The following is a 13800-nucleotide window of genomic DNA, read 5'->3' on the forward strand; positions in this document are numbered from 1 at the left end:
TTGAGCTTGTCTTCTTAATTTGAAAAGAAGGGTGGCTTGGTCGATGTCGGCCTGATCGGTCATTCGACATCCGCGTCCATCCGCGGCTAACTCTTACTTCGGTTCGCCCACGGCGACGGCCACCAGGTCGTAGTCCGTGCGGGCCACGATTTCGCAGGGGACCAAGTCGCCCGGGTGCAGACCCTCGCCGGTCACGTAGGCGACGCAGTCGACGTCGGGGGCGTCGGCGGCGGTCCGGCCAATCCAGGCCGCTTCCTCTCCCGGGACGGGGCCGTCGATCAGCACGTCCATCGTCTTGCCGACCTGGAAGTCGGCCCACTCGAACGCCAACCGCTGCTGGATCACCATCAGCTGGTCACGGCGCTCGGCCTTCAGCTCTTCGGGCAGATGTTCCGGCAGCCGCGCGGCGGGCGTGTCGGGTTCCAACGAGTAGGTGAAGACGCCGAGACGCTCGAATTTGAACTCTTCGACAAAGTCACACAGCTCGGCGAAATCTTCGTCGGTCTCGCCGGGGAAGCCGGTGATGAACGTCGTCCGCAGCACAAGGCCCGGGATGCGGTCTCGCAGTTTCTGCACCAGCTCGCGTGTCGGCCCGCTGGCGACGCGGCGCTGCATGCGTTTGAGCATCCGGTCGCTGGCGTGCTGTAGCGGCATGTCGATGTAGGGGACGATCTTCTTGCTCTGCGCAATCGCGTCGATCACGTCGTCGTTGAAGTACATCGGGTAGAGGTACATCAGCCGGATCCACTCCAGCCCCTCGACCTGCTCGAGCTCGGCGATCAGCTGCGCCAGGCGCGGCTCGCCGTAGAGGTCCATGCCGTAGTAGGTCGTGTCCTGGGCGACGACGACCAGTTCGCGGACGCCGTCGGCGGCGAGGCCCTTCGCCTCGGCGATCACCTCTTCGATCGGCTTGGTGGCGTGCTTGCCGCGCATCTTGGGGATCGCACAGAACGTGCAGAGCCGGTCGCACCCTTCGCTGATCTTGAGATAGGCGAAGTGGCCCGGCGTGATCCGCAGGCGGCTGGTGTCGTCCAGCGGCTTGGCCGGCGCGGGGCGGAAGACGAGGCGTTGCTCTTCCAGTCCGCCGAGCAATCGGTCGGCGACCTTCGTCACCTCGTCGCGGCCGAAGACGCCAACCAAGTGGTCGATGTCGGGCCGGTGCTCCAGCAGCTGCTCTTTCTGGCGTTCGGCGAGGCAGCCGCTGACGATGACGCCGCGCAGCTTGCCGGCGCGCTTGAGATCGAGCATCTCGTCGATGGCGGCGAACGACTCGTTGCGGGCCGCCTCGATAAAGCCGCAGGTGTTGACGATCGCGAAGTCGGCGCCGTCGGGGTCGGCGACCAGGTCGTACCCGTCGAGCTTCAGCAGGCCGAGCATCCGCTCGCTATCGACGGTGTTCTTGGGGCAGCCCAGGCTAATGAAGGCGTAGCGCCCCTTGGCCTGTTCGGCTTGGCGAAGATCGGTGGTGAATTGACTGGGCAAGTCGAGCGCCGGGGGGCTGAGGGGCGGGAGGCGGCCCCGTCTCCGGGCCGGCCCGTATCGGGGGCGGCCCGATCGCAAGGGACAGCCCAGCATTGTGGCAGCCAGGGGTCGCGGCGGGCAAGCTCTGGCGCCCACTTCTTCGCCGGTCGAAAGGGGCGAGGGGGGCCATCTTTTGGCTTTCCGGCGATTCCCCGGCTTTTGACGCCCCCCCGGGGCCCTCCGTATACTCCGGAATTGACTCTCAGGGTCCCCCCGGACGCCCACGGATGAATCGCTACGCGTCGCTTTCCGACGACTTCTACGTCAACGTCAATCTCAGCACCGAGATGGAGCTCCCCAGCAGCCGCGATGTCGTGCTGCACTTTGCCGAGCAAATGCAGAAGCGCTACCCGGAGATGCGCAATTTCTACGCCCGGGACCGCAACGACTTCGTCCTCGAGGAAGACAAAGACAAGGGCTCCTACCGCTGGTGCTCGATCGAACCGCGTCGGCTCTCTTCGGGACACGTCAATCCGGAGAGCATCGAGGACGCCATGGAGCAGCACCGCCAGGCGCTCGAATTGGCCCCTTACGAGCTATCGGTCAGCCCCCTCGACTGCGAGGCGCTCGACCTGCTGTGGGGATTCGACTTCAACTACCGTGGCAACCACAACCAGCTGGTGGCCGAGGCCCTCGGAGTCTGCCCCGCCCTGGATCGACTCACCACGATCCCGGGTGTCTCGTTCGTCCAGAACGAGCCGACGATCACGCTCGCCCTCGACGACGAATGCCGCACGCAGTGCCGCGTCGGCGTCGAGACACGCACCACGCCGTACCAGATCCGCACCGGCGAGTTCCAAGAGGAACAGCTGAGCGTCTACGTCACGGCCCGCCGCTACGGCAGCCTCGACCCGGGCCAATCATTGATCGACGCGCTCAGCGGCCTGACCAAGGTCGCCTACGAGTTGCTCGATAACTACGTGATCGAGTCGGTGCTCGAGCCGCTGGCGCGGACGATCGCGATGGATTGAGTCGCGAGTTGCTTTAAGGTCTCGCGCAGAGACGCGGAGACGCAGAGTAATAGTGCGGTCGTTCACTCTCGGCGCCGAGCGACAAGCCGCTTCCCGACGCGAAGGAAAATAGTCATAGCGCTATGCCGACGCGTAGAGACCTGCGGGAAGGAACCGCAGAAGCAAATGAACAGCTAGACTCCTGGCATTGAGTCGGGAGTCTACCTGTTTGACCGAAGCCACTAGATGACTATGCTGCCAACTCTTATCGCGTCCTGATGCAGCATATTGAGGCTTTTCCACTATGTCCAAGATCAAAGGCCTGTTCCAAAAGGCGTGGGCCGCTGTCGCCAACCCGGGGCAGGACGAACGGGTGGCTGTTATCGTCGCGGCTATCGGCCAAGCGTTCACCACGCAGCGTAGGGCATTTGATCTTGATCAGGTTATCGAGCCGATTGATTGCACGGTGACCGACGTACGTGTCGCCTCAAAGAAGTACTACGAAGGCCTGCTTCATCGATTTTGGATTGAAGGCGTTCCCGACGAGGGTAAGCAAAAGACACTGGCATTCGTCGAAGAACGTCTGCGACTAGAAGCTCGCGACGTTAGGCAGTTGCGAGAAGCTGTCGCCGTCCCAGCTTTCGGGTCGAAAATTGGTCAGTACCTCGAGGACGGAGTCCTGTCTTCAGACGAACTCCACTCGCTCTCAGAAATCTCCTCGTTCCTCCACCTTTCGGCGCCTCAATTCGTAAAGCAGTACCTGCTGAGCGAAGGGCTTGGACTACTTCGTGGGCTTTTCGCGGAGGCTGTCTCGACCGGACGCCTGAAAGAGCAGACGTGGAATAACCTGCAAGAATCAGCGCGAAATCTAGGTATTCCCGAAGACAAGCTCAAGGCCGCCTCTCGAAAGATTGCCAAAACATTTGCCGAACATGTTCTTGCGGACACAAAGTCGGATGGGGTGCTAACACCCCAGGAGGAAAATTATCTCAATTGGCTCGCCGAGACGCTGGATTTTGAGCCCTCTTTCGTCGCCTATCTCAATGAAGAAGTGCGATTGCTGAAGGAGCGATCGCGACTGATAACCGGCAATATTGACACCATTCCTTTGCCGACGGGAGTCAACATCAAGGCGGGCGAGTTGCTCTACTTCTGCCAGCCGTGTCGGTTGCAGATAACCAAGAATCTCAAAACCGGCGCCCGGATTGATGAGCACAAAGGCAGGATGCTGCTTACTGACAGCCGCCTTATGTTTGAATCCGCAAGCAAGTCGATCCAGATCACCTACCCGAGTATTTTATCGTGGCGGGCCTCTAGCGACGCCATCTGGATTTCGGCGACAAATAAGCCTGAGTTTCGTTTCTACTTTGCGAGAAACCCGAACTCGCTACTATCCGAGAAACTATCGACTGTCATTCGGCTGTACAGCCAACAGGTCACTCGAAAAGTCGAAGGAACTATTGATCGGCACATTCCCAGAGACATTCGCCAAAGAGTCTGGCAAACCTATGGCGGCATGTGTGTGGAATGCGGCGACACGGAGTACCTCGAATTCGACCACATCGTGCCGGTTGCACGGGGCGGGAGCAACTCAGAGCAAAACGTGCAGCTCCTCTGCCGGAAGTGCAATCTCACCAAATCCGACAAGATTTGAGTCAACGTCCCTCTGCGTCTTTGCGACTCTGCGCGAGACTTCTCACTCCGCATCCGGCGCCGGTTCTCTCGGCCCCACCTCGTTCTCAAAGCCCGCGGCAAGCAGCTCTTCGTACCCCGGCTTCATCGCCCGGGCGTCGTAACCTTCGCGGATCAAGATCGCGGCCGCTTGCTTTGACCGCATGCCGACTTGGCAGTACGTATAGACTGGCTTGTCCTTCGGCAGCGTCTTCGCCAGACGCTCGCGGTCAAGGCTGTGCTTGCGCAGCGAGTCGCTCGGCACGTGGAGCGCGGCCGCCGCGTGGCCCTGGACCCACTCTTCGGTGGTGCGGACATCGACCAAGATCGCTTTCTCGTCGGTGACCAACTCGAGGATCTTGGCCAGCGAATCGGTCGTGTGCTCGACGCGGATCCGCGGGGCGGCGACCGGCATCACGAGGCATAGAACGAGCAGAGACTGGAGCATGTCGAAACTCACCAGGTGAATGTCGGCGACGGAAAAATCCCTCGGTTCACCGCGGCCCGCGGCTCACTTGCTGGCCCACGGCTCACTTGCTTGTCAGTCGCTTGACGCTCTCCAGCAGCTTGTCCATCGGGAACGGCTTGCGGAGGTACTCATCGACCCCCAGCATCTCGGCGTAGGCCTTGTGACGGTTCCCCTCGTTGGCGGTGATCATGATCACCGGGGGCGAGTCGTCGCGGGTGCGGCGGAGCCGCTCGAGCACCAGGAAGCCCGACCGCTTGGGCATCATCATGTCGAGAATCACCAGATCGGGGTTCTCGCGCTCGGTAAGGGCGAGCCCCTGGTTGCCGTCGCGGGCGACCAGCACCTCGTAGCCGTTGGCCTCCAGCGCAAGGCGGAGCGATTCGATGATCTCGGCGTCGTCGTCCACCAGCAGCACACGCTTGGCGTCGGTCGCAGCAGTCTTCATGACGTGGGGGAGCCCAGCAGATGGGCGAGGCGGGTCGGTTGGGGGCAGGCCAAACCCTTGGGTATAGCCGGCCTGCCGCCAAATGCAAGGCGACCCCGCGCCGGGTCAGGCCGCTCGGCGGACGAGCGGCGCCGTCTCGAAGGCGAGCGATTCGGCCACGGCGTCCGCCACGAGGGCCGACGCTTCGGGCCGGGCGGCTTGCCGCATCCGCTGGGCGATCCCTTCGCGGAGCGCCGGCTCGCTGAGCAGCGGGCAGAGCCCCGCGGCGAGCGAAACCGCCAGGTCGCCGTCCGGTTCGCTGACGATCGGGCAGCCGGTCCGCATCGACGCCAGCCGGGCATTGGCCTCGTGCAGGCCGTCGCGGCGCCGCGAGTCGGGCACCAACACCGCCGGTAGACCGGCCAGCGAGAGCTCCGCCAGCGTCGATCCGCCGGGTCGGCAGACCACCAGGTCGGTGGCCCGGGCCAGATGGGCCAGTTCGTCGATGTGGGACACCACAAGCGCGTCGACGCCCGCCTCGCTGTAGAGTTTTTCGGTGGCGGTAAGCCAGCCGTCGCCCGCTTGGTGGACGACTTGCCAGCCCGCGGCAGCATCGCCGAGCCGTTTCATCGCGGCGGGCATCGAGAGGTTGAGCGACGTGGCGCCGCCGACCCCGCCGAGGACCAACAGCCGCGGTCGGCCCGAGTCGTAAATCGGGGGCTGGCGGAGTCCTGGGTCGACACCAAAGTCGTCCTCGAAGCCCGGCCTTCCGACGGGACCGGTCAACCGGACCGGCGAATCAATCGGCAGGCGGGCGGCGGTCTCTTCGTGGGCGAGGCAGACGGCAGCCGCCGCCGAAGCGGCGTCGCGCGTCGGCGGGTAGGGGAGGCTATTTTGCTCGAGCAGAATGTAGGGGATGCCGCTGGTGCGGGCGGCCCGCACCGTGGGCCCGGCGGCGTGGCCGCCGACCGAGATCACCAGGTCGATTTCTTGCTCACGCAACAACCAATGGGCGACGCACCAACCCGCGGCGTTGCGGGCGACATAGCCGGGGGCGTCAAGAACACTGACTGGGAAGCGGCTCCGCGGAACCGTCGCGTAGCGGAGACCGACACCGCGGACCGTGTGGCGTTCGATGGCGCGGCCATCGCCGGCGATCGTCACCCGCGCCCGAGGCATCCGCCACAGCAACTGCCGGGCGACCGAAAGGCCGGGGTAGATGCTCTCAAGCGACCCACCCCCAGCAATCAAGATGTGCGGCGCTTTGGCCATGGCGGGAAGGGGGCGCGAAGGAAATGACAGTCACGTGGATCCGCTGAACGCCGGGGCGACGCATGGTCGCCCCGACGTCCAGACGTAAGCTTCATCGTGAAACCCTCGCAGCAGGCGGATGACCCAGTATCCACCGGCGCTGCTCGGATGTTGTTTCACCCCGGGGGGGGGTAGTCGCCGCGGACCCCGCAATCTTTGGCGACTGACGATGAAACTTGGTTGTTCTCCGTTGAGTTGTTGGGACTAAGCCGCAGCGCGGCGGTCTTCGCACTCTCGCCGGCGGCGTAGCAGTTTGCCGGCCCAGTCGCGGTCGGCCGTTTCGTCTTGGCATCCCGCCGCGAGCACCGAGTCGCCGGCGTCGGCCAAGCCGATCGCCACCGCCACCGCGGCAAGGCGGTCTTCGACCACGGTGACGCCCGCGGGGGTGTCGTCTTCGAGTTTGATAGCGCCGTAGGCAAACACACGGTCGGCGAGCCGGGCGGCGGTCGCGAGTTGACGCAGAGCGATCCGTGTCGAATCGGCCAGCCGAACCACCGCCAGCAGGCGACCTTTCGCCGGCCGCGCCCCTTCGAGCGCGTCGGCCAGATCGAGGGGCCGCGCCGCGGCGTCGAGGTAGACCGAGAACGATTGCCCGCACACCACCGGCTGTAACGCGCCGGCCAAGTTCGGCGCCAGATCAATGCCCCGCACGGCGGCCCGCAAATTGAACCCGACCGCTAAGGCGGTCGCGATTGCCGCCACCGCTTCGCGGCGGGCGACACGTCCGGGGCTTTGGATCGCGACGCAAGCCGAATCGGCCCCGGAAGCGACGATGAACGTCTGCCCGCCCGGATACGTTTCCACAGGGACGACTCGGATGTCGGCGCCGCCCGAGTCGCCATAGGTGATGACGCGGCCCGTGTGCTGACTGGCGAAGGCGACACAATCGGGATCGTCGGCGTTGACGACCAACGTCACCCCGCCATCGAGCCGTCCGAAGGCGTCGGTAACGGCGTCGCGGTGTGCTGCGGCCGATTCCCACCGCGCGGCGCCCGACTCATCGAGTCCGTCGCATCGCAGCGAGGTCAGGCACGCCACCAAGGGGGCGGCGACAGGCCGCTCGCCGGCGTTCGCTTGGGCGATCGCGGCGGTCACTTCGCCCAATTCGCAGCGTCGCAGCCACGCGGCGGCCGCTCCTTTAGCATTCTTGCGGCGTGGCAAGCAGTGCTCGCCGTCGTCGTCACAGAAATCGGTCCAAAGACCGACGCGTTCGCCCGCATGGGCGTGAACGGCGGCGAGCATCGTCGCGACGCGTGACGCGCCGGAAACGCCGCCAACGGTGATGAAGGTGGGGATCGGCGACCGCACCGGCACGCTAGCAGCGGCCAAGGTCTCGCAGACCCATTGGCAATCCTTGACGATCACCTGCAGGCCAAGCACGTCGGGGAGCAGCCGGTCGGCGATCACCGCCTCGGCGCCTCGGGCCGCCGCGATTTCGGCGCCGGTCGAGTCGAATTCGTCGAGGTGGACGTAGAGGTCGCCGGGCCGCACCGTCGAGGCGTCGGTCCGGACCGCGGAAAACGCCGGATCGCTGTCCGCCGGCACATACGTGGCGCCGGGGAGCAGGTCGCGGAGCCGTGTCAGGGGGGCGTTGTTTTCGGGGGCCATCGCCTGGCCTCCTTGCCAGTCGTCGTGCCGAAATGCCGGTCGGTTCCTTCCGATCGAGCGGGCGGATCGTTCAAGAATTGGGACCGGGCGTCAAGGCAAGTCGGCGACGTTCCCGCGATGCGTTGCTGGCGTCCACCGCGCGATCGGCGTGGCGTTCGGCGGGCAGAGCCCGTAGCCTCGGCGTTTTCCTCGTCCTTCAGAAGCCGCGGATCGAATGGCGCCGCCCCCCGTGCCTCGACAGACGTTGCCGAAAGTCCGCTGGATCGGCCCCGCAACGGGACCCGAATTCGGGCCTTGCCGCACCCTGGTGCGACGCGACGCCCGGTTGTTCGACTTCGACCCCTATGGAAAGCCCGACCTGACGGTGCTCGCCTGCCCGCGACCTTTGGTCGAGACCGCCGCCACCCAAGCTCTGTTGGCGGAAGTCGGTGCGGCAAGGTTGGTTCAACTCCTCGGCGTCTGGTGCGAGGGGGAAGGTCGCACCGGCCGGGTCGTGGAGGGCGTCCAGCGTGTCTTCTGGCACGCCTGGCCGAGTTGGTGGCGCCAGTGGACCGCGGCCCACACGTCGCCGCCCGATTCGCACGCAGTCTCGCAAAGTGCCGCCTTCCAAAGAACCACCCCGCAGCGGCTCGTCCGCATCGACACCCCCGACGGAGCCTTGGCAGGCGGGCTGCAGGCGGCGCTCGACGCCCAAGGCATCCCCGCCACTTGGTCACGCCGTTCGCTGGCGGTCGGCGCCGACGCCATTGTTTGGGATGGAATGCAATTCGGTGGTCGCGAGGCGGTCCGCCTCGCGGCTGTCTGCGGCGCGGCCCGCTTGGAACGCGTCCCCGTTGTCGTCTTGTTAGACTTTCCGCGTCCCGAGACTGTCGCTGCGGTGCGTGCGATCGGCGCCGACGCCGTGCTTGGCAAGCCCTTCGACATCGCCCAGTTGGTCGAACTGTTGCAGTTCGTATCGCCTCGCCACGCGGTTCGGGGCGAGTCATTGGCGCCCTCGCCACGGGTTCCGACGCCGGTCCTCGAGAACTTGGCGGCTTAGGAAGCCAACGGCGAAAACATCGATCCCTTTGATTGATGTGGGATTGGCTCCATCAGAGCCACTCCGAGTCGCTGTCAACCAGTTCCGTAACGGTGATCTCGCGCCGCCAACCCGGCTCGTGGACGGGCCAGCAGCGGACCCGGTCGATCGGCGTCCCTGCGGCGCTCTGCGGCTCGTCACAGCCGAGCCCCCCGACGACTCGACCCGAGGCATGGGCGTCGCGCTGGCAGTCGAGTTCGAGACGCAACCGCGGCGGCGCCGGGCCCGACCGGTTCCAACGCCGCCAAAGGGGTCGGCCATTGTCGGTCACGGTGATCACGAGCGGCGTCCGGACGCACTCCAAGACTCGCCGGGCGATCAGCTCGTGGCTGGCGGTGGCAAAGTGGGTCTTAAGCTCGAATAAGTCCCCCTCCAAATCGCGCCACAGGCCCGTGAGCCAGCGCCGCGGCGCGAGCAGCCGGCCCGCCAGGGCGTTCGCAACCCCTTCACGCACGGCGCCCGCCGTCTCGCAGGGATCGACGCCGAGCGACTCGTAGACCCGGTAGGCGTGCGCCTCGCCCACCTCGTGCGCGACCGCGAAGTGTCGCCGTTCGGGACGCTCTTCTGCCGCAATAACAATCGTGTCGAGGCTCAATCGCTCCGCCCCGGCCGCGAGCCGGGCGAACCGGGCCCGTCCCGGCAAGACGGCATCGGTAGCGACAACCACGCCGAGCCTCGCCGCCAACACAAACGCATCGACCGGCGGCCGGTCGAGATTCGCCTCCCACAAAACATCCTCGACGCAGCGATCCAATACGGCGTGGTACTCTTCTGACGGGATCTCGGTGAGCATGGCGTCGGCGGGGTCAATGAGGCGTCAGAGGATCCATTAAGTGAACGCCCGATCACTATATCCAAATGCCGTCGTGACGCAAGCAAATCGCCGTCCGAGCGGATGACAAGAGCATGTCACTCCGGGCCGCTCCCTGTCGGAGGGACGGCGGGTGTCTATCGTTAAGTGAAGTCCAGGTAACTCTCTCCGTGATGTGATATGCCGCCGTCCTCCGACATCGAGTTCGACCCCAGCGCGTTTTCGGGGGTCGCCCGTCTGTTTCCGCTGCCAACCCCGATCCTCTTCCCGCGCGTCGTGCAGCCGCTTCATCTGTTCGAAGAGCGGTACCTTGAGATGATGCGTGACGCCTTGGACGGCGACGGCCTGATCGCGATGGCGGTCCTCAAGCCGGGTTGGGAGATCGACTACGCCAGCCGGCCGCCGCTGGAGCCGTTCGCCTGCCTCGGCAAGATCGTCACGCATCATTGCCTCGACAACGGCCGGTACAACCTGCTGTTGGCGGGGGTCGCAAGGGTGCGGATCCTCAATGAACTGAGTCCCCCCGAGGCGTTCCGCCGGGCCCGGGTCGAGATTCTCAACGAGAGCGAGCCCGCCGTGTCCGACGCGCGCGCCGCCGCCCTGCACCGGCGATTGGCGGAAGCGTTCCGCTCTGCGTTGCCACACGGCGAGCCGCCCGAGCCGCTGCAACGCCTCTTTGAAGGCGACACCCCGCTGGGTCTGCTCGCCGACCTGGCGGCCTCGACCCTGCCCTTGCCACGCGACGTTAAGCAAGCCGCCCTTGCCGAACCAGACGCTGCCAAGCGGGCAGCCCTTCTAATCGGCGCCATCGACGCCGGATCGTTCGGTCAACCGGCCTCGGACGCCAAGAATGACCCGACCGGATTCCCCCCACCGTTCAGCGTCAATTGACTCGACGCCGATGATCACCCCAGGGCCGGGTCGTCGCTCTCCGCCCTGGGTCGATAGAATGGAGGCTCCGGGACGGCCGCCGCGGCCCGGTAGCGCTCCCCCGCCCCTCACCGCCGCAGCGCCGCATGGCCCTCGCCCCCAACCGCATCGCAGAAGACCTCCGCGGTCAGGTGGCGGGTGATGTGCTGTGCGACGAGGTCACGCGGCGGCTCTACGCCACGGATGCGAGCCTCTACGAGATCACGCCGGCGGTGGTCGTCCGTCCCCGCGTGACGGCGGACGTCGAGGCGACCGTCCGCTACGCCGCCGCCGAGGGGATCGCGGTGCACGCCCGTGGCGCCGGGTCGGGTCTCGCCGGCGGCTGCCTCGGGCCGGGGATCGTCGTCGACTTCTCTCGCTACATGCGCCGAGTGCTCGCCGACGAGGGCGACACCGTCCGCGTCCAGCCGGGCGTCGTCCACGCCGACCTCAATCGTCGACTCGCGGCCTCAGGACGCGTCTTCGGCCCCGATCCGGCGATGACCGAGGTCACGACACTCGGCGGCGTCGCGGCGGTTGACTCCAGCGGCAGCCGACGGCTCGCGTATGGATCGGCCCGCCAGCACATTGTCGGCCTCGACGCCGTGCTGGGCGATGGCCGTTGGCTGACCACCTCCGCAGCGCCAGGAGAGAATCGCCTTGCGGCCGAGCTGAGCGGCAAGTTGTTTGGCCTGCTCAATGGCGTCCGCGGCGTGATCCGCGAACACATCCCGCGCCGTTGTGTGAACACAAGTGGCTACGCCCTCGACCAGTCTCTGCGCGAGGATCACGCCGATTTAACCCAGCTGATGGTTGGGTCGGAGGGGACGCTCGGCCTCATCACCGAGTTGACGCTCCGCACGTCGCCCCTCCCGGCCCGGGTCGGGTCGGCGTTGCTGACATTCCCGAGCCTCGAGTTGGCCGCCGAAGCGGTGCAGGTGCTGTTGCCGATGGGGCTTGCGGCCTGCGACCTGATCGATCGGCGGCGGCTCAGCCTGGCGCGACAAAAGGACCTGCGCTTCGAGATGCTTCTCCCCGGGGCGGCGGAGGCTCTGCTGTACGTCGAGGTCTTTGCCGACGACGAGGCGTCGCTCAGCGAGCGGCTCGGACGCGTCGTCGACGCCATGCGGGGCGAGGACTCGTTGGCCGCCGAGGCCTTGATCGCTGAAACAGCCGACGACCGCCGGCTCTTCGCGGACGCGTCTCGGCAGCTGGTGTCGGCGTTGCACGGGCTCAAGGGGGCTCGCCGCGCCGTGCCGGGGGTCGAGGACATCGCCCTCCCGCCAGCGGCGTTGCCGCAGTTCTTCCTGCGACTGCAAGAGATCCTCAAACGACGCGAGGTGACCGCCTCGGTTTACGGCCACGTCGGGCACGGCCAACTCCACCTGCGGCCCTTGCTCGACCTGACGACGCGGGCCGACGTGCGTCGTCTGGAGACCCTCGCCAGCGACCTTTACGACACGGTCTGGCTGCTCGGGGGCACCATTAGCGGCGAGCACGGCGACGGCCTCAGCCGCACGCCCTTCTCCTCGCGGCAGCACGGGCCGCTGATGAACGTCTTCCGGGGCGTGAAGACGCTGTTCGACCCCGAGAGTGTTCTGAACCCGGGAAAGATCGTCCCGTCGCCTGGCGCACGGATGACCCACGCGATGCGGACCACCGGCCGCGAACGGGCCCAGACACCGCCCCCAGCGACGCCGCAAGCCAAGCCGGCCGAAGTCGTCGAGCTCCAACTCACCTGGTCAACCGATGAAGCCGCCGACGCGGCCCGGGCATGCAACGGCTGTGGCGCCTGCCGAGCGACGGGCGACGAGGTGCGGATGTGCCCCATCTTCCGCTACACGCCGCGCGAAGAAGCGTCGCCACGCGCGAAGGCGAACCTCATGCGCGGGGTTCTTTCGGGGGAACTCGCCGCGTCGGAACTGTTGCTTGAGGACGCGAAGCAAGTCGCCGACCTCTGCGTCAACTGCCACCAATGCCGGCTCGAGTGCCCCGCCGAGGTCGATATCCCCAAGCTTATGCTCGAGGCCAAGGCGAGCTATGTCGCCACCAACGGCCTGCGACGTGACGCCTGGTGGTCGGCCCATATCGACTCGCTCGCCCGGTTGGCGTCGGGTTGGCCGCGACTGGCCAACGCGACCCTGCACAACCGCGTCGCCCGCTGGGCGCTGGAGCGGACGATCGGCTTGGCGTCCGGACGCCGCCTGCCCGACTTCGCCAACCGGACGTACCTCCAGCAGGCGGCCACGCGCAAGCTCCATCGCCCGCCGCTGGAGGACGAGAAGATCTACTACTTCGTCGACACCTACGCCAACCGGTTCGACACCCAACTAGCGACGGCGTTCGAGAAGATTGTGCGGCGGCACAACGTCGGCTTCTACGCCCCCGCCGACCAGCTCCCGAGCGGCATGGCGATGGTCAGCCAAGGGGCGCTCGACCTGGCCCGCCGCACCGCTGCGCGGAACGTCACCCGACTCGCCGAGGCGGTCCGCGACGGCTACGCCATCGTCGCCACCGAGCCAACCGCCGTGCTGGCGATCACGCACGAGTACCTCAATCTCCTGCCCGACGAAGAGGACGCGCAGCTCGTCGCCGCCAACACCTTCGAGGCGTGCCACTACCTGTGGCGACGACACGTCGAGGCGCGGCTCCAGCTCGACCTCTCCCCCCTGCCCTACCAGGTGGCCCACCACACGCCGTGTCACTCCCGCGCGTTGGGCGTCGGCTCCCCGGCGGAAAACTTGTTGCGGCTAATCCCAGAACTGCGGCTCACCCGGCTTGAGAAAGGCTGCAGCGGCATGGCGGGGACCTACGGCCTGTCGCGCCGCCACTACCGCAGCAGTCTCCGCGCTGGGCTACCGTTGCTGTCGGAACTGCGGAGCGGCCGCCATCAAGTCGGCTCGACCGAGTGCGGCGCCTGTCGGACCCAGATGGAGCAGAGCGCTCCCATGCCAACCATCCATCCGATCAAGCTACTCGCCGCAAGCTACGGCTTGATGCCCGAGATCAAGAAGCAACTCGCCCAGCTCCCCGCGGCGGTAAGATAAA

General features: G+C 66.2%; 11 protein-coding genes. 5 read left to right on the top strand and 6 right to left on the bottom strand.

Translation table 11 applies throughout. The features are described 5' to 3' along the window. Window positions 1-93 precede the first annotated feature (93 nt). The gene (gene rimO, locus Pla108_RS14150) at window positions 94-1482 is read right to left on the bottom strand and encodes a 30S ribosomal protein S12 methylthiotransferase RimO (protein WP_231934516.1); all 1389 of its coding nucleotides are present in this window, start codon (window positions 1480-1482) and stop codon (window positions 94-96) included. 266 nt (window positions 1483-1748) lie between these two features. On the opposite strand from rimO, the gene Pla108_RS14155 reads away from it, so the two are divergent. Both Pla108_RS14155 and Pla108_RS14160 read left to right on the top strand, forming a co-directional pair. Further along, the gene (locus Pla108_RS14155; RefSeq protein WP_146445627.1) at window positions 1749-2492 is read left to right on the top strand and encodes a hypothetical protein; all 744 of its coding nucleotides are present in this window, start codon (window positions 1749-1751) and stop codon (window positions 2490-2492) included. A gap of 283 nt (window positions 2493-2775) precedes the next feature. Then, the gene (locus Pla108_RS14160; protein ID WP_146445628.1) at window positions 2776-4125 is read left to right on the top strand and encodes an HNH endonuclease; all 1350 of its coding nucleotides are present in this window, start codon (window positions 2776-2778) and stop codon (window positions 4123-4125) included. Window positions 4126-4167: 42 nt separating this feature from the next. Here Pla108_RS14160 and Pla108_RS14165 read toward each other — a convergent pair whose 3' ends face one another. The 4 genes from Pla108_RS14165 to Pla108_RS14180 form a co-directional block, all read right to left on the bottom strand. Next, window positions 4168-4590 (bottom strand): rhodanese-like domain-containing protein, encoded by a 423-nt coding sequence (locus Pla108_RS14165; RefSeq protein ID WP_146445629.1) that lies wholly within the window; start codon window positions 4588-4590, stop codon window positions 4168-4170. An 82-nt stretch (window positions 4591-4672) separates the two neighbouring features. Beyond that, a complete protein-coding gene (locus Pla108_RS14170) occupies window positions 4673-5056 on the bottom strand; it encodes a response regulator transcription factor (protein ID WP_146445630.1) in 384 nt (127 codons plus the stop codon). 105 nt (window positions 5057-5161) lie between these two features. Further along, window positions 5162-6307 carry a UDP-N-acetylglucosamine--N-acetylmuramyl-(pentapeptide) pyrophosphoryl-undecaprenol N-acetylglucosamine transferase gene (locus Pla108_RS14175; RefSeq protein ID WP_146445631.1) on the bottom strand — a complete coding sequence of 382 codons (1146 nt, stop codon included), beginning with the start codon at window positions 6305-6307 and terminating at the stop codon, window positions 5162-5164. A 243-nt stretch (window positions 6308-6550) separates the two neighbouring features. Then, a complete protein-coding gene (locus Pla108_RS14180; RefSeq protein WP_146445632.1) occupies window positions 6551-7954 on the bottom strand; it encodes a glutamate ligase domain-containing protein in 1404 nt (467 codons plus the stop codon). Between the two features lie 214 nt (window positions 7955-8168). Here Pla108_RS14180 and Pla108_RS14185 point away from each other — a divergent pair, with 214 nt between their 5' ends. Further along, complete coding sequence (locus Pla108_RS14185) at window positions 8169-8993, top strand: response regulator transcription factor (protein ID WP_146445633.1); 825 nt, start codon at window positions 8169-8171, stop codon at window positions 8991-8993. Between the two features lie 52 nt (window positions 8994-9045). Here the strand turns inward: Pla108_RS14185 and Pla108_RS14190 are convergent, their stop codons facing one another. Next, the gene (locus Pla108_RS14190; RefSeq protein ID WP_146445634.1) at window positions 9046-9825 is read right to left on the bottom strand and encodes an ImmA/IrrE family metallo-endopeptidase; all 780 of its coding nucleotides are present in this window, start codon (window positions 9823-9825) and stop codon (window positions 9046-9048) included. A gap of 198 nt (window positions 9826-10023) precedes the next feature. On the opposite strand from Pla108_RS14190, the gene Pla108_RS14195 reads away from it, so the two are divergent. After that, a complete protein-coding gene (locus tag Pla108_RS14195; protein WP_146445635.1) occupies window positions 10024-10734 on the top strand; it encodes an LON peptidase substrate-binding domain-containing protein in 711 nt (236 codons plus the stop codon). A 125-nt stretch (window positions 10735-10859) separates the two neighbouring features. Beyond that, complete coding sequence (locus tag Pla108_RS14200) at window positions 10860-13799, top strand: FAD-binding and (Fe-S)-binding domain-containing protein (RefSeq protein ID WP_146445636.1); 2940 nt, start codon at window positions 10860-10862, stop codon at window positions 13797-13799. Window position 13800 lies beyond the last annotated feature (1 nt).

Origin of the sequence: Botrimarina colliarenosi, assembly GCF_007859955.1 — a bacterium.
Taxonomy (GTDB): Bacteria; Planctomycetota; Planctomycetia; order Pirellulales; family Lacipirellulaceae; genus Botrimarina; species Botrimarina colliarenosi.